Below are 15,692 nucleotides of genomic sequence, written 5' to 3' on the forward strand. Positions count from 1 at the left end.
GTATGGATAGAACCGACATTCAAGTCCGCATCTTTCCAAGTTTCTGTATCAAACTTGGTTTCTGGAAGCAATTACGTTTCCTAGAGTAAAAATTTTATTCGACAATTCAACCCGTTGATACGCTAGCAAGTCTTGCGTCAGATTTATTCTGGCGCAGAGGCTTGATTTCTACGAGATTGAATCATGAATAATCAGTAATAGACCTGTTTCGAAACAAAGTTTCGATGTACAGGTCGATCAAAAAAAGGTAGCAACCGCAAGGAACGTGCGTGTTGCCTTTGGAGATAGTTTAGGCTTCCAAAACAAGTCTAATATTTATCTGAGGGGATAAGGAAGGAAAGAAGAGATATGGGCATGGCAACATTATTATTAACATCAGCAACATTATTAAGTGGTCTTGCGACAGCAGCGCAAATGCCTGGACGTTGTGAAGATACTTCTTCTTCTGTTGTTGGACGTGCTACTAGAGGAAATTTTAGTTCAAGAGATATGGGAGTATCTTTAGCTAAGAAATAAGCTGCCTAAACAGCAACTGCTTTAGAATCCATTATTTTTTGACCATTTAGTTTTTCTGATTTATGAAGTACAACTTGAGGATCTAATCCAGCTTCTTTGAGTTTGGCTTCAAGCATTTTTTCATTACGTTTGGCTTCTAATTTATCTTCGTGCGCTGCGACGATTTGATCGAGCTTGGCACGTTTGGCTGCTGAACTGGCTTTGCCCTGTTCTGCTAGGCTATATAATTCTGCAGGAAGTGTGAAACATTTTTTGACAAATAAGCCAAGAGCTTTCAGGTAGCCTCCGTCTTGTTCTGATCTTGCTTCATGTTCATGTTTCTGGATATCAACATCGTACATGTTTTTGATATTGGGATTGAAGATACCACTTTCCATCGCAAATGGAATTGGCATTTTGCTGTAAATATTTTTGGTAAGGAATTTCAACAATGGTTTAGTTACATCTTCCATACCCTGAGTAAATGGTTTGAGCAATTTATGACTTAGGAAACTCCATTCATCAGTCATGCGACTTTCTTTGGCAATGCGCATTAAGCCGGATGTTAAAAAGCTAGCAGGGATTTCAGCAAATACTCTAAATATCATCGCTAAGGTGGCACCATTCATAAAAGGAACTCGGTAAGAGAGAATAGCAGCAGCTGCGTCACAAAAGTATTGCACCATTGGTACAAAGGTTCTGTTCTGAACAGCTGTCTCCAAGCAGGCGTCGAAGTTTTTGCCTTCAGTGTGAATGCCTGTTGCACTGGTAATAATAGTTGAATTTAAACGACAAAAGGTAGTGAAGAGAATAGCACTAAGACCACGTAATGGACTTTTTACAGCGTCAAAACCATAGGCTTGAGTGTTCTTTGGAAGCAACAACATTGAGCCAAGGAAGGTACTACCTGTAACTCCTCCTAGCCATTTGTAATTAACATGCGGCGCGGACAATAAAGCCTTGCCATCTTTTTTGAGAATTTGATTACCCTCTGAATCAATGATTGGAGTACCACTAGTTACACCAAGACAAATAGAAAAGATTTTGTCCATTTTGGTTTTGAGGTTCTTGTGGAAGAATTCACTGAATTTATCAACCCATTTAATAAATGGTTGTTTCATCACCTCATCCCTAAGTGCTTCTTCTTCTGGACTTAAGTTATGCTTGGCTGATTTTTTGTCGACGTTAAATTTCTGTGTAACAGTCCTAGCCAATAATACAGAAGGTATTGAGAAGAGTTGATTGGAAAGTTCTGGCATTAAGTATGGTATCTTGATCCCCAGAAATGAGGTTTTGCCATTGAAAACTCTAACTGCAAGAGTGTTAACAATGTCACAAAGAAACCTTGATGGCAGATCATTCATACAGGTCTTGTAAATGATTTCATCCATCGTTTGCTTAGAGTCTTTGAGTAAATTACTCAAGACAGTTGCAAGAAATGAACCCGACAAAATTTTGGGAATAGTTTTGAGAATGTCGTAACCAATACCAACAGCAAAATATTTTTCATCAAGACTTGGAGTCTCTGCTTTGCTTGTTTTAGTTGGACTAGATTTAGCCGTGCTAGTGCCAGAAGACCCAGAGCTCTTTGCTAGGTTTGCAGATTGTAATTTTGGAATCATAAGACTTCTTGTGAAATCTCTTTTCTCCGTTGATTATGTTCTTTTGAAATACTTGGCCACTACGCTAGTGCTGGCCAAATACGTATGTATTCAATTGAACTATTCGTCAATACTTACGTGTTGACATGTTTAATTATATAGGAATAGAGCCATAATTTGCTAGCCTTTAAAATGTTTATAGATTTTAGCTTTAGTTAATAATTCGCCATTGAGGCTAATTTGACCGCTGCCTGCTTGGGCTTTACCGATGACCTTGAAGCCATTAGGTGCTTTCATGCATATTGCCACTAGTTCGTAGTCCTCACCGCCGTAGAGCGCTTGTTCAAGGCTAATTCCTTGACTATAGGGGATTGCAGTAGAGTCAATCTCTAGGTCAAGCTGGTTTTGCTCAGCTAGTTCAAACAATGCTTGCGCTAAACCATCACTGCTATCCATTAAGGCAGCTTGAGAATCAGTCTCTAGCAGTGCTTGAGCCTCTTGAAGTCGCGGTTCTGGTCTTAGGTGTTTTGCCGGGCAGGGCTTAGTAGTATTTTGCAAGAAATCTCCCGTCTCGCCAAAACTACCTGTGACACAAACCAAACTACCTGGCTGAGAGGATTTGCGCATTAGAGCTTTAGTTGCTTTGCCGACTATGGCAATTGAGATACTGGTTTTGGCACTTGAGCCACAAATATCTCCACCAATGACTTTGGGATTGCCAAAGGCTGCAGCGCATTGATTGAGCCCGGTATAAAAATCCTTAACCCATGTTGTTTTGTCATGAATAGAATCGCTAAGACTAAGCCCAACCAAAATAAACAAGGGTTCACCTGCCATTGCTGCAATGTCTGAAATGTTGACGGCTAGTGCTTTCCAGCCAATATCTTCTACACTAAAATAATCATTACTATAATGAACATCCTCTACAAAATTGTCCAATGCAAAAAGATATTGCTGGTTGCCAAGTTCAATGACGGCACAGTCGTCACCGATGAGGCTTGGGTCTTGGACCATGGATTGAATCGTTTGGATTAATTGTTGTTCCATTGCTCTTAATTGTAAGGCATGCGTTTCGCATGGTTGCTACCTTTTTTAAGCGACCTGTATCTTCGAAACGCTGTTTCGAAACAGGTCTAAGAAACTTAATTAGGAGTTATAATGACCCCATGAAAGCAATCTATGCAGGAAGTTTTGATCCACTTACCTTGGGACATTTGGATATCATCCAAAGAGCTTCCAAGATTTTTGCTGAGGTATTGGTTTTAATTTCAGAGAACAATGACAAGTCTGGGCATATCCCCGTTGAGGACAGGGTTGCATTGATTGATGAAGCAACCAAGGATTTGCCTAATATCAAAGTCGGTGTACATAGCGGTTTGGTTGTGGAATATGCCAAAGCTAATTCATATGATTGCTTGCTGAGAGGGATGCGTGCAGCTTCGGATTTCGAAGGTGAGCTTGAGTTGTCCCAGATTAATCATGCGCTTTCTGATGGTTTAGAGACTATCTTTTTGATGACTAATCCAGGATATTCGTTTATGAGAGCGAGCCGGGTTTGGGAATTACTCAAATATAGCGATGATTTATCGCTTTTGGTGCCTGAGAATGTTGCACTTTACATAAACACCAAATACAGATAAACTATAGTTGTTGGGGATACGGATCGTTGTAGGAGGCGTGGCAATTGGACATATATCAAAAAATTGATGAGATCGGCGAATACATTGAACAAGCTAAAGTTGTTCCGGTATTAAACCAAAAATTGTTGGACGTTGATTATTTAATGAGATCTCTTGAAGAACTTTATTCTATGATCCCCTCTGAGATTAAGGAAGCTAAGGCGATGCTTAATCAATTGCAACAACGTGAAGCTGATTCTAAAGCCTCAGCTAATGAGTTGATGGAAAAAACAAAATCCGAATGTACTCGTTTAATGGAGATCGCTAGAATCGAGTCACACAAGTTGATTGATGGACATGAACTTAGATTACAAGCGGAGCAGCAAGCAAAATATATTCAATCTGAAACTATTGAAGAGGTTGAACGCATACGCGCAGAGACCTTAGTTGAGCTTGAACAAATGAGACGCGAATCTCTTGAGAGAGCCAGAGAACTTGAAGATGCTTCGCAACACAGAGCCCGTGAATTAAGACTTGAAACTGAGCAATATGCTGATGAAGTTCTAACTCAAATTGAAGGTACTCTCTCTCAAATCAGTACTGTCAGCAAAAACTGCCGTAAATATTTTGCTAATCACCGCGAGAAGGATATAATGACGCCACGAGCGGCTATGAACAACTAGAAGCTTGTAGGGAGCCCCAGAACTGCGTTATTTGAGCTTTCATGTGTTATAACACACTTCAAGCACACCCTTGCGGGCTTCAAATGTCTTGCCTCTGAAGCTCTTGAACTAGAATTAACAGATAAGGGTGAGAAACTTAAAAATTTATATCATGTACCATATTAAGATGTTTTTTGCTAATATTAAGTTTGAAATGTTGTTAGTTAATAAGAGACATTTTCAGAAATGCGGGATTCAATTAAATAAGGATGCGGAAGTGGCTCAGTGGTAGAGCATTTCCTTGCCAAGGAAAGGGTCGAGAGTTCGAATCTCTTCTTCCGCTCCATTATAGAAAAAGAAAAAATCCCTATCAAGGGATTTTTTCTTTTTACCCTACGGGTCGCTAGGAAGACATCCAGACCTCAAAACCTTAATCAACAATAAAGACCGAGCCCTCAGCCAATGCAAATGCTAGAATTAGCCTGGTATTTGGTCCTTCTATGCAAGTGCGTAGATGATCTGGGGGCTGACTAAATATAAGGATACAAAAATGGCAATAGAACAAATATTAGACTTAGAAGCAGAGTTCACAAAACTCTTGAACAAACCAACAAAAAACCAAGATTTTCAACTTGGCCAGATAATTACTGGGAAATTACTTCATTATGAAAAAGACACAGCTTTAATTGACATTGGTTCAAAAGCAGAAGCGGTACTTCCGTTTAAAGAAATTAACAATAAAGAAGATATCGAAAAACCAACTGATGTACTTTCAGCTGGTGAAGAATATGAATTTTATATTTTAAGAGAACCAAATGCAAAGGGTCCAATGATTCTTTCATACAAACGTGTAGCTCAAGCGCGCGGTTGGGTTAAGCTCGAAGAACTTAAGACTAAGGATGACGCCATCACCGGTCAAGTGGTTGCACTTGTGAAGGGTGGAGTTGTTATTGAATCATACGGTGTACGTGGTTTCATTCCTGCGTCACAACTTAGATTACGTGGTGAAGCTAATAACGCCAAAGGTACAGAGATTGAATTCAAGATTCTTGAACTTGATAAACGCAAGGGTAAATTAATTTGCTCACAAAAAATTGCAATGGAAGAAGAGAAAGCTGGTCTTAGAGACAAGGCAATCAACGAACTAGAAATTGGACAAGTACTTTCTGGTGAAGTTGTTCGAGTTGCTGAGTTTGGTGCTTTCATCGATATCGGTGGTATTGATGGTTTGCTTCCAGTTTCAGAAATTTCTTGGCAGCGTATCGCGCATCCTCGTGAGCTTCTTAGTACTGGCGACAAGATCTCAGTTAAGATTTTGAAGATAGACAAAGCTACTAAAAAAATCTCATTAAGCTACAAGAGACTTCAGCCAGATCCTTGGACTGAAATCGAAGGCAAGTTTGCAGAAGGAATGGTCGTCAAAGGTAAAGTAGTTAAGTTAGCTGTCTTTGGTGTATTCGTTGAGATCTATCCAGGAGTTGAAGCATTGCTTCCTGTTTCTGAAATTACAAATGACGAAGAAGACCCAAGTCCAGACAACTACCTCAAGCCTGATGATGAAGTTGAAGTACTGATTAAGAAGTTCTCTCCTTATGAGAGACGTATTAGTTTGTCACTTAAGGACGTTCAAGCAACTCAGTATTAATCAAACTCATCGACTAATTCAAAATCACAGCTTTCTATAGATCTGTTGATTGCTTGCAACGAAGGAGGCTTGTTGCAGCTTACTTTTAGTCAAGGCTGATGATAACTTATCACCGACACCTTTGTTTGCAACAAACAAATCTGAGTAGTCAATATCTGGTCTCTGTAGAATTACTACTGAGCTTCTGACGGCCATATTGCCGCCTCTAAATTTGGGTTTTAACGCCATAATTATATTTTGCCCTTATTCAAGAGCATGCTCCCTCTGTAATTTAGCCCAAATTGCCCAGCTTTGTTCTTCCAAGCTTGAAGCGCTGATTCTTTTGCTTACTTGAATAGCCGTCTTCATTGTGGCTACTAAAGACAACAAGCTCTCTGGTGCTTTGGTCCAGCTCAATTTATACAAAGCCTGTTTGAAAACAGCTGGATATTGTAATAAATTTGCTTCTAATAACTTGTCTTTTGCAGTTCCCTGCGTTAATCCCGTATATGACATCCCGATCCCCCCGATTGTGTATAGATAATATATGCCCGGATTTTGGAGTTTATAACGGTGAATCTCCTAAATTTATAGACAAGGGTATAGTAAGAGGATGAATGAAGCCAGATCTTTACTACGGCAAGAAGCTCATGGAGTTTTAGCGACTATTTCTTTGGATTTGCCTGGCTATCCTTTTGGCTCTTTGACTCCTTATAGCTTAGACGAGCGATGTAATCCAATAATTCTTGTTAGTGATATTGCTCAGCATACCAAAAACATTAAAGCTGATTCACGAATATCTCTTACTGTTGTTGAAGACGGTGATCAAAATAGTGGCAGGCTAACTTATGTCGCTGACGCTATTAGAGTTGAGGATGACTTAGTTGCTGATGGTTATTTCCGTAATTACCCAGCTGCTCGTCAGTATGGACAAGCACATAGTTTTGGTTTTTATCGATTGGAATTGAAGCGCGCTCGTTATATCGCTGGCTTTGGCAAAATCTTTTGGGTTGAGCCAGATGAGTTTCTGCAGACGAATCCCTTTTGGGGTGAAGCTGAAAAGCGTGTTGTTGATCACATGAACGCTGATCACGCTGATGCTTTGGTCAAGTACTGCACAAAGTACAAAGAACTGTCTATTACCGAAGAGGATCAACTCGCAATGACAGGTATTGATGCAGAGGGTTTTGATTTATTACTCAATAAAACGAAGTTGCGTTTTGAGTTTAAAGAAGAGATTAGTACTAGTGATGAGGCTCGTTCTGTTTTGGTGGCGATGGCGGCTTAACCCTTATACAAACAAACAACTCTATCCAATTTCAATCCCTGATCTTCTTTCAAGAAAGCAGAATTGTAACAACTTGTTCTTGGAATGTCATCATTGATAATTAGTTCGACGCTAAAACCAGCAGCTTCTGCTTCTTGAGCAATGATTTCTGCGGTGATGATTTTGTAGGCGCCGGCTTTGGTCTTTTTGATTACGTCACCCACTACGTAAAAAGCCCAGCGACCAGGTTTGAGGACTTTGTAAGCTTCTTGCAAGTGAATACCAAGAGCTGCTGAGTATTTGTCCTCAACGGCAGTATGCAAGGTTTGTTTGCGCACTTCTTTAAAATCAAATCCTAAAAACCACTCACGTAACCAATTATCCCAAGCATAACTCTGAGCTGTGAAATAAGGTGGGCTAGTGACAATCAAGTCTACCTGCGCTTCTAGGCTTGCTGGCATGTCCATGGCTGAGCCGAGTATTGCTCTGCCTGCTTTGGTCGTTTCACCATCGCGCATGAGTTTCTGTGAGCGTTTGATGAGACATTCTTTAAGATCACGCACTGGCTTTTCTAAGCCATGTTTTGCAGCGTAGTTTTGTACATAGTTTGGAGACATGCTGTAACTATGTGAGCAAGGCACAGAGAGACTAATCTCAGAAGATCCGTGCAAGATACCAATCATCACTCCTGCCCAGTATTGAGCGTGCAACGAGTCTTTGCATTTGCTTTTGGCTTGCTCGTATTGAGGCGCATCAATATAACTTAGATGTCTAAAAGAATAGGCTCCAGACAGTGCTTCTCTAAATCCAAGGATTTGTTTCAGCACATCTTCATGATAAAAAATCTTGACTTCATTAGGAACTTCATCCAGGGCAGCTTGGCTGACTGGCGGAAATTTTAGATTACGCAAATATTCAATTGCTTCTTCTTGTTTGATTTTGATTGTCTTCGCTGCAGTCAGTGCATAGGCTTCTGGAGCAACATCAAGACCAATACCCAATCTATCTGTCAAGCAAGCTTGTAGTGCCGTTGTGCCCTTACCAGAAAACGGATCAAGTACCGTATCACCTTCAAGACTAAAATTACTGATAAAATAATCTGCAAGCGCAGGTGGGAAAGATCCAGAGCGTGATGCCATGCCATGAAGGCTATGACCCCAGTTACGCTTTTTGCCTTTCCAAGAATCTTTAATTTGATAACTGCTGGTTATCATTCGCCCTTTATGTTCTGTAACATCCGCTTCAGCAACTAGTTCTGCGAGCCCTGTTTTAAGTTTTGGTTTTTCGGTAGTTTTATTCTTTAATTGAGCTCGGGCCATAGAGTATTAGTCGTTCATTTGGCCCGAAGAGTTCCTCAAAGCGAGCTAGAAAATCCAATAACTTTATTAGACCTGTTTCGAAACAGGTCTATTGACTATTGTTCTTCGAACGATTAAATAAAGACGGAATAATTTCTTTGTAGTTGGCTCTTATGACATTACGTTTGACTTTGAGCGTTGGAGTAAGTTCCCCACTTTCAATAGTAAGTTCATTATCCAGGAGATGAAAAGCTTTGATTTGTTCATGTTGATCAAGCTCACGATTAAATCTATTAACTTCACTCTCTATTAATTCATTAACATCTTTATTGTCACAGAATTTTTGTGCTGGATCATAATTTAGTCTTGTCTCCTCGAGATAAAGCTTGATTGCTGCCCGGTCTGGGACCAAGAGTGCTGCAAGATATTTTTCTGCTTCGCCGAGTATCACAGCTTGGTTGATATATTTACTTGCAAGCAAGACGGCTTCGACTTTTTGAGGTGCTATGTTTTTGCCACCAGCAGTAATTATGATGTCTTTTTTGCGTCCCGTGATACTGAGGTAACCATCGCTGTCAAAGCTTCCAAGATCGCCGGTATGGAACCAACCATCCTCGTCTATCACTTCTCTAGTGGTTTCTGGTTCTTTATAATATTCTTTAAATACAGATTCGCCACGACAAATTATTTCGCCATCATCACCAAATTTGATTTCAAAATGAGAGAATGGAATTCCTACTGTGCCGGGTTTGTTTGCCCATGGAGGATTAACGGTGATTGGTGCAGAGGTTTCTGTTAATCCATAACCTTCTACAACGGCAAAACCAAGAGCTAAGAAAAAGAAAGCAAGTTCTTTAGAAAAAGCAGCTCCGCCAACTACAAAGATTTTGAGATTGGGAGCAATTTTGGCTTTGACTTTAGACAAGACCATTTTGTAAGCGAGACTATGTTGAAGTTCTAGCTCCCAGCCTATCGTTTCCTTTGCTAGTTTTTTTTGTTGATAAAGTAAAGCAAGTTCTAATGCTTTATTAAATGCTTTTTGTTGTAATGCACCTTGCTTACTGACGTTGAGAATGATTTTGGCATGTATCTTTTCAAGCATTCTTGGCACTACGTTGATAATGTGACAATCTGATTCAAGTAAGAGCTTTGGTAATAGCTCGACTTTTTCACAGTAAGAGAAGATGACGCCTTGATCAATACCGTAGATTTGACCAGCGATACGTTCAAAAATATGCGCAAGCGGCAAGAAGGAAAGCATGTGCATACCCTCTTCTAGTGGTACGTATTGATAGAAAGATAGTGCAGCAACTAAGAAGTTACGATGAGTTAAGACTACTCCCTTGGGAATGCCAGTTGTTCCAGATGTATAGATGATACTACAAAGATCATCGAGCTCTACATAGCTTACTTTGTTGATTATTAATCCTGGGTTTTTCTTTAATGCTTCTTTGCCGATCTTTTGAAACTCAGTGAGTGTAAGGATCTTGGGGTCATTTTGTGGAATGTCTCCACGGTCTTCCATTACAATTACGTAACGAAGATTAGGCAGATTTTCCCATGAAGCCCTTAATTTTTGTAATTGGATTTTATTATGTACAAATACAATTTCAATTTCGGCATGATTAACTATATATTCAATGGTGTCACTGGTAGAATTGTGATACATCGGCACAGTGCAAGCTCCGAGACTAAGTATCGCCATGTCGCATGGAAGCCAGTGATGGCAGGTAACAGAAAGAAGTCCAACTTTGGATCCTTTGCCAATATCAAGTTCATCTAGTCCTGCCGCAATTTCTTCGATTTTGACGCGCACTTCTTTCCAGGTGGATTGTTCTAGTGGACGATTTGGATGCGTTTTGAAACGCATGAGAACTTTTTTTTCGTTCTTCTCTGCTTTTTTAAAAAATAAATCGGCTACGTTTTTGTATTTCATTTACTTGCTGGGCTCTGTGATTCCTTGATTTGTATGCTTGGACGTTTATAATATACCACTAGCGTATTTTTCTTAAGCGCATTTTTACTGGGATCAATTTCTAATATTTTTCGTCAGCTAGTCTAGGGCAAGCAGTAAGCTTGCTTTGTATATACATGAATAATTACAAATATTTAGCAAGAACCGCCAAGGGAGCAACTAAATCTGGTCAGATAGAAGCCAATAATATTGAGCTTGCCAAGTTCTCGCTGAAGAAGCAAGGACTTTGGGTGATAAATATCACTTCATTGAGCTCGAAGAAAACGGGTTCGGGTGCAAAGAAACGAGAAGGGCCAGGCTTCTTTGAGAAAAAGATTGAACTTAGAGACATGGTGATTTTTTCTCGACAGTTTGCTTCGATGATTGAAGCTGGTATTGCGATGCTTCGTGTGATCACAGTTTTGATTGATCAAACAGAAAATCCACGATTAGTAAAAATGCTTGAAGAAGTTAAGATGGATATTGAACAAGGTATTCCACTTTCGGAGTCTTTGGGTAAATTCCCAGAAGCTTTTGATCGACTTTATGTTTCGATGGTTAAGGCTGGTGAGGCTGGTGGTGTACTCGACAAAGTACTTAATAGATTAGCTGGTTTCCTTGAATCAAGAAGTAAATTGACTCACAAAGTTAAAACAGCAATGACTTATCCAATTTCGGTTTTGATTATTTCTACGATTGTTGTTTGGGTGATGTTGACTTTCATCTTGCCGAAGTTTTCTGCGATTTTTGAAAGTACTGGTAGTGATCTACCTGCCTTCACGCAACTACTTATTGACGCAAGTAATTTTATACGCTCACCTTGGATACTCTTGGTTGGAGTGATCGTTTGGTTTATTTATAACGCAATTCTATCTTGGTATGAAACTCCTAACGGAAGATACACGCTGGATAATTTAACTCTCAAGCTACCGGTGTTTGGAGATATTTTTCGCAAAGTTGCGGTTGCTAGATTTACTCGCACCTTTGGAACCTTAATTGAATCTGGAGTGCCCATTATTACAGCGCTTGAAGTTGTTAAAGAATCAGCCGGCAATGCTGTGCTGGAGCGTGTTGTAGAAGAAATAAAAGCAGAGACGCAAGAGGGTGGGGAAATTTCAACTCAACTTGCCAAGTCTGATATTTTTCCGCCGATGGTAACTCAAATGGTTGCAATTGGTGAAGAGTCTGGTGAATTAGAAACTATGCTTTCTAAGATTGCTGATTTTTATGATGATGAAGTTGATACCGCTGTTGAGTCACTCACTGCATTGATGGAACCAATTTTTATTGTTGTGCTTGGTGGTATCGTTGGTACTATTCTTGTTGCGATGTACTTGCCAATCTTTAATGTGATTAAGACGATACAGTAGTAGTTACGTTCAAAAAGCAACTCATGCTTTTTGACTTAGACTTGGGTTTCCCATGCAAGGTGACTTCGTCACCCAATTATCGGACTCAGTTCCTTTAAGGATTCACTGAAAAATACAAAGTCTCAACCCTTATCTGTCACGTGCTCTGTACGGGCAGAACCTTTTTTCATAATACTAGGGCAAGGCTTATTTGAAGAGATGCCGCAGCAGCAGGTATTAGTCCGGAAGAATATGAAATGCAGCGTTATGGTTATATCAGCAACGAGTCGATATTTTAGCTTCCAACATCTTCTGTTTAATCTCAGCAATAGTCAATTCTTTGTAATGTAATAATGAGGCGAGCAAGGCGGCGTCAGCACCTACGTTAAATGCATCTATGATATCTTTGCAATTGCCAGCACCACCACTTGCAATCACTGGGATATTAACTAAGCGAGCTGCTTTAGCAGTAATATCAAGGTCGTAACCAGCTTTGGTGCCGTCAGCATCCATACTAGTCAGTAAGATCTCACCAGCCCCAAGATCAGTGACTTGTTTGATCCATTCAAGAGCATCAAGTCCAGTGTCTTCACGACCACCACGAACAAAAACATTCCAGGACTTACCAACACGTTTAACATCGATTGCAATTACCACACACTGTGAGCCAAAGTGATCAGCGGCTTCTTTAATAAGTTGTGGATTGCGCACTGCACCAGAGTTGATACCTACCTTGTCGGCGCCGGCTTGTAAGAGCTTGGCTACATCGTCGCAGCTATTGACACCACCACCAACCGTGAGTGGAATAAATACTTGATTGGCTGTTGCTTCGATGATTTTATAAGTTGCTTTGCGCTCTTCGTGGCTTGCGGTGATATCAAGAAAGCAAAGCTCGTCAGCGCCTTCCTTGTAGTAGTGAGCTGCAAGTTCCACTGGGTCACCGGCGTCACGAATCTCTACAAAGTTGGTGCCTTTGACTACTCTTCCTTTATCTACGTCTAGGCATGGGATGATGCGTTTGCTTAGCATCACCCTAGTATATCATTTGCTTGTTTTGAAATTTGTTTTGGCTATACTACGGTGCCGCAAATTGAAGTTGAGGCAGCTATTCTTTGGTCTTGCTATAATGAATACTAATGAAGGATCTTGGACAATACACAGATATCCACTACGATTCACGACAAGTGAGTCCAGGTTCTATCTTTGTTGCAATTATTGGTGATGATGTTGATGGTCATGATTATATTAAAGCTGCAATAAATAAAGGAGCAGTTTTAATTATTGCTGAAAAACAAATTACTGTGCCAGAGGGGATAGAGCTTTGTGTTGTTGAAGACTCTCGTCAAGAGCTTGCTAGACTTAGTTCTGACTTTTACGGCAAGCCAGATCAAACGATTGACTTGATTGCAGTTACTGGTACTAATGGCAAAACTACTATGACGCATCTTTTGCAAGAGCTTTTGCCAAAGACCGCTTTGCTTGGAACCATGGGCCTCAAAACTTCTGCTAAAGCGGATTATGACGATCTTGGTAATACTACGCCTCAGTCTAAAGAGATTTATCGAATACTGGCTGATCTTGTTAATCACAACTTTAAATATCTGGCAATGGAAGTGAGTTCTCACGCACTTGAACAAAAACGTGTCGCTGGACTTCAATACAAGGCGGCTGTGATAACTAATCTAACTCAAGATCATTTGGATTATCACGTGACCATGGATAACTATTTTGAAGCGAAAGCCAAACTGTTCAAGCAAGTCAGCGAGTATGTGCTGCTCAATGCCGATGATGAATATTACGAGCGTTTCAAAAATAAACTAGGTTCTTTAACAAGTTTTAGTTTCGCGCTGAATGCAGATGCTGATTATCAGGCGATTGATATTAGACCTGTTTCGAAACACAGTTTCGATGTACAGGTCGCTCAAAAAAAGGTAGCAACCGCGCGGAATGCGCGTGTTGCCTTTGGAGATAATTCCGACTTTCAAAACAAGTCTATCGAATATAACGCAGCTGGTATGAGCTATACCGTAGTTGCCAAGGGCAATAGGCTCGGCGAAGTGGCTTTGCAACTTAACGGTCAGTTTAATGTTTATAATTCACTGGCTGCAATTGCAGTTGCACTTGAGGAAGGAATCAAGTTTGAAGATATTCAAAAACAACTTGCAAAGATTCCACCTGTGGCTGGACGTTTTGAAGTAATTCAAACTGAAACTAGTCCTACCTGTGTCGTTGACTATGCTCATAGCCCTGATGGATTATTGAATGTACTTCAAGGAGCAAGAGGCTTGGTGGATCATGCTAACGACTCACGATTGATTTGTTTATTTGGTTGTGGCGGTGATAGAGACATCACCAAGCGTCCTAAGATGGGCACGATTGCTTATGACTTGGCTGACTATATTTATGTGACTTCGGACAACCCGCGTAGTGAGGATCCAGATCAAATCATTGCGGATATATTAACGGGGATTCCTGATTTGAATAAAGTCAAAGTCATTGCTGATAGGCGACAGGCAATTCAAGCTGCCGTTGCAGAAGCTAGGCAGGGAGATGTATTGGTGGTTGCTGGTAAGGGACATGAGGACTATCAAATACTTAGAACTGAGACAATTCATTTTGATGATAGAGAAGAAGTAAGGAAGGGAATAGGGATGTGTAGTTAATTAAATTGCCTGTGCCATATGAATATTGTTTCGATTAGTTACCCTCTTCCCTATGCCCTTCTCCCCATTCCCATCTCCCGCGCTAGCTTGTTTTATGTTTCTATCAGTAGAAAGACTAGACCATAGCACTTCAGCAATTGTATTGAGTGCTGTCTTGGCATGATTAAAGATTTCATTAGCGTCTGAGCTTTGAGTAATCCATCTCTGCATGAAGTCCATCATGCTTGGGATTAGATAGAAAGATCCAACTAGTTGTTCTTTACGCTTCTCTTCTGGATCGGTTTTTGATGAGAATAAAATGATACTCAGATCGCCCATCAGGCCACCTATGGCTCTGACTGAACCAAAGAGCTTGGATGCCCATGAATTCAGGCTATCTCGAGCAAAGAGTAATGCCGGAACTGTACCGGCAATCATTGCCGCGCCGCCCCCTAAAGCTAGTCCTAGTTTGGTTCTCTCTTTGATATGCACACCGTTGATAAGATCATGAAGCATTGATTTGAAACCATCAATTACTTTTTTATTGTTGGTTTTGACACTATCATCTTTACTGAGTTCACCAATTCTATCGTTCATATGTTCAAGCACTACGTTGATTCCTGAGGATAAACCGTAAGCTAAGTGGAAATTAAAAAATGGTAGCTTGAGTCCTGGAATAATAAATGCTGGCAGGACTCTTGCAATTGCTTCATACATTCTTTTGCCACTGAGGGCTTCAAGACCAGTGTGAATTTTTACTGCAGATATTCCATAGCGAGAGAATTTAATAGCAAAATCTTTAACTGCTTTACTGACATTTTGTGGTACTACAGAAACAAAAGGTAGCATCGCACCGAGAGTATGAAGGATCATTGTTGACCAATTGAACCATGAAGGATAATTTTTGCGTATGTAAGCAAGGGTTCCATTGTCTTGTTTGACGTCCTTAGTAGTTTCTTGTAATGGCTGTTGATTTATTGCAGCCAATTTGAACATAGCTTGCGCCTGACTTTGCTCTGCTGAGTGAGTCTCTGGAGGAATATTAGCCTCTGCCACGGTTTGCCCAATACTATTATTTGGCTCTGTTGCAGGGCCAATAATCGTATTAGAAACCGGTTCAAGGCTTCTTGTATTTGTTGTTTCCACTTATTGTGTCTATGCGTATGTACGCAATCTAATAT

Annotated in this window: 15 protein-coding genes and 1 tRNA gene; 8 read left to right on the top strand and 8 right to left on the bottom strand. The window is 40.3% G+C overall.

From position 1 onward, the window contains the following. Window positions 1–354 precede the first annotated feature (354 nt). A complete protein-coding gene (locus O3C63_00465; GenBank protein MDA0771395.1) occupies window positions 355–516 on the top strand; it encodes a hypothetical protein in 162 nt (53 codons plus the stop codon). 5 nt (window positions 517–521) lie between these two features. On the opposite strand, the gene O3C63_00470 is transcribed toward O3C63_00465, so the two are convergent. Both O3C63_00470 and thiL read right to left on the bottom strand, forming a co-directional pair. Continuing rightward, complete coding sequence (locus O3C63_00470; GenBank protein ID MDA0771396.1) at window positions 522–2,117, bottom strand: hypothetical protein; 1,596 nt, start codon at window positions 2,115–2,117, stop codon at window positions 522–524. Window positions 2,118–2,276: 159 nt separating this feature from the next. Next, on the bottom strand, window positions 2,277–3,143 hold the full coding sequence (gene thiL, locus O3C63_00475; GenBank protein ID MDA0771397.1) for a thiamine-phosphate kinase: 867 nt from the start codon (window positions 3,141–3,143) through the stop codon (window positions 2,277–2,279). 119 nt (window positions 3,144–3,262) lie between these two features. Between thiL and coaD the strand changes: the two genes are divergently transcribed. The 4 genes from coaD (at window position 3,263) to O3C63_00495 (ending at window position 6,022) form a co-directional block, all read left to right on the top strand. Continuing rightward, a complete protein-coding gene (coaD, locus tag O3C63_00480; GenBank protein ID MDA0771398.1) occupies window positions 3,263–3,736 on the top strand; it encodes a pantetheine-phosphate adenylyltransferase in 474 nt (157 codons plus the stop codon). 44 nt (window positions 3,737–3,780) lie between these two features. After that, a complete protein-coding gene (locus tag O3C63_00485) occupies window positions 3,781–4,398 on the top strand; it encodes a hypothetical protein (protein MDA0771399.1) in 618 nt (205 codons plus the stop codon). A gap of 250 nt (window positions 4,399–4,648) precedes the next feature. Next, window positions 4,649–4,723: transfer RNA gene (locus O3C63_00490), tRNA-Gly, on the top strand. A 204-nt stretch (window positions 4,724–4,927) separates the two neighbouring features. Next, window positions 4,928–6,022, top strand: coding sequence for a S1 RNA-binding domain-containing protein (locus tag O3C63_00495; protein ID MDA0771400.1), 1,095 nt, complete (start codon window positions 4,928–4,930; stop codon window positions 6,020–6,022). Window positions 6,023–6,046: 24 nt separating this feature from the next. Here O3C63_00495 and O3C63_00500 read toward each other — a convergent pair whose 3' ends face one another. Both O3C63_00500 and O3C63_00505 read right to left on the bottom strand, forming a co-directional pair. Further along, window positions 6,047–6,250 (bottom strand): hypothetical protein, encoded by a 204-nt coding sequence (locus O3C63_00500; protein ID MDA0771401.1) that lies wholly within the window; start codon window positions 6,248–6,250, stop codon window positions 6,047–6,049. A 15-nt stretch (window positions 6,251–6,265) separates the two neighbouring features. After that, a complete protein-coding gene (locus O3C63_00505) occupies window positions 6,266–6,517 on the bottom strand; it encodes a hypothetical protein (protein MDA0771402.1) in 252 nt (83 codons plus the stop codon). A gap of 97 nt (window positions 6,518–6,614) precedes the next feature. Here O3C63_00505 and O3C63_00510 point away from each other — a divergent pair, with 97 nt between their 5' ends. Then, window positions 6,615–7,289 (top strand): DUF2470 domain-containing protein, encoded by a 675-nt coding sequence (locus tag O3C63_00510; GenBank protein ID MDA0771403.1) that lies wholly within the window; start codon window positions 6,615–6,617, stop codon window positions 7,287–7,289. Here O3C63_00510 and O3C63_00515 read toward each other — a convergent pair. Together O3C63_00515 and O3C63_00520 are read right to left on the bottom strand one after the other, a co-directional pair. Next, a complete protein-coding gene (locus O3C63_00515; protein MDA0771404.1) occupies window positions 7,286–8,587 on the bottom strand; it encodes a DNA methyltransferase in 1,302 nt (433 codons plus the stop codon). The genes O3C63_00510 and O3C63_00515 overlap by 4 nt on opposite strands. Window positions 8,588–8,675: 88 nt before the next feature. Further along, window positions 8,676–10,502 carry a long-chain fatty acid--CoA ligase gene (locus O3C63_00520; protein ID MDA0771405.1) on the bottom strand — a complete coding sequence of 609 codons (1,827 nt, stop codon included), beginning with the start codon at window positions 10,500–10,502 and terminating at the stop codon, window positions 8,676–8,678. A 155-nt stretch (window positions 10,503–10,657) separates the two neighbouring features. Here O3C63_00520 and O3C63_00525 point away from each other — a divergent pair, with 155 nt between their 5' ends. After that, on the top strand, window positions 10,658–11,890 hold the full coding sequence (locus O3C63_00525; protein ID MDA0771406.1) for a type II secretion system F family protein: 1,233 nt from the start codon (window positions 10,658–10,660) through the stop codon (window positions 11,888–11,890). Between the two features lie 255 nt (window positions 11,891–12,145). Here O3C63_00525 and hisF read toward each other — a convergent pair whose 3' ends face one another. Further along, entirely contained in the window at window positions 12,146–12,898 is a 753-nt protein-coding gene (hisF, locus tag O3C63_00530) for an imidazole glycerol phosphate synthase subunit HisF (GenBank protein ID MDA0771407.1), read from the bottom strand. 107 nt (window positions 12,899–13,005) lie between these two features. Between hisF and O3C63_00535 the strand changes: the two genes are divergently transcribed. Further along, window positions 13,006–14,532, top strand: a complete 1,527-nt coding sequence (locus tag O3C63_00535) for a UDP-N-acetylmuramoyl-L-alanyl-D-glutamate--2,6-diaminopimelate ligase (GenBank protein MDA0771408.1) — start codon at window positions 13,006–13,008, stop codon at window positions 14,530–14,532. Here O3C63_00535 and O3C63_00540 read toward each other — a convergent pair whose 3' ends face one another. Continuing rightward, the gene (locus tag O3C63_00540; protein ID MDA0771409.1) at window positions 14,533–15,657 is read right to left on the bottom strand and encodes a hypothetical protein; all 1,125 of its coding nucleotides are present in this window, start codon (window positions 15,655–15,657) and stop codon (window positions 14,533–14,535) included. It lies immediately after the preceding gene. Window positions 15,658–15,692: the final 35 nt, after the last annotated feature.

It is taken from the genome of Cyanobacteriota bacterium, assembly GCA_027618255.1.
Classification (GTDB): Bacteria; Cyanobacteriota; Vampirovibrionia; order LMEP-6097; family LMEP-6097; genus JABHOV01.

Coding starts and splice junctions, on each gene's coding strand:
- O3C63_00465 (MDA0771395.1), top strand. CDS start 355: ATGGCAACATTATTATTAACATCAGCAACATTATTAAGTGGTCTTGCG.
- O3C63_00505 (MDA0771402.1), bottom strand. CDS start 6,517: ATGTCATATACGGGATTAACGCAGGGAACTGCAAAAGACAAGTTATTA.
- coaD (MDA0771398.1), top strand. CDS start 3,263: ATGAAAGCAATCTATGCAGGAAGTTTTGATCCACTTACCTTGGGACAT.
- O3C63_00525 (MDA0771406.1), top strand. CDS start 10,658: ATGAATAATTACAAATATTTAGCAAGAACCGCCAAGGGAGCAACTAAA.
- O3C63_00495 (MDA0771400.1), top strand. CDS start 4,928: ATGGCAATAGAACAAATATTAGACTTAGAAGCAGAGTTCACAAAACTC.
- O3C63_00470 (MDA0771396.1), bottom strand. CDS start 2,117: ATGATTCCAAAATTACAATCTGCAAACCTAGCAAAGAGCTCTGGGTCT.
- thiL (MDA0771397.1), bottom strand. CDS start 3,143: ATGGAACAACAATTAATCCAAACGATTCAATCCATGGTCCAAGACCCA.
- O3C63_00515 (MDA0771404.1), bottom strand. CDS start 8,587: ATGGCCCGAGCTCAATTAAAGAATAAAACTACCGAAAAACCAAAACTT.
- hisF (MDA0771407.1), bottom strand. CDS start 12,898: ATGCTAAGCAAACGCATCATCCCATGCCTAGACGTAGATAAAGGAAGA.
- O3C63_00520 (MDA0771405.1), bottom strand. CDS start 10,502: ATGAAATACAAAAACGTAGCCGATTTATTTTTTAAAAAAGCAGAGAAG.
- O3C63_00510 (MDA0771403.1), top strand. CDS start 6,615: ATGAATGAAGCCAGATCTTTACTACGGCAAGAAGCTCATGGAGTTTTA.
- O3C63_00535 (MDA0771408.1), top strand. CDS start 13,006: ATGAAGGATCTTGGACAATACACAGATATCCACTACGATTCACGACAA.
- O3C63_00500 (MDA0771401.1), bottom strand. CDS start 6,250: ATGGCGTTAAAACCCAAATTTAGAGGCGGCAATATGGCCGTCAGAAGC.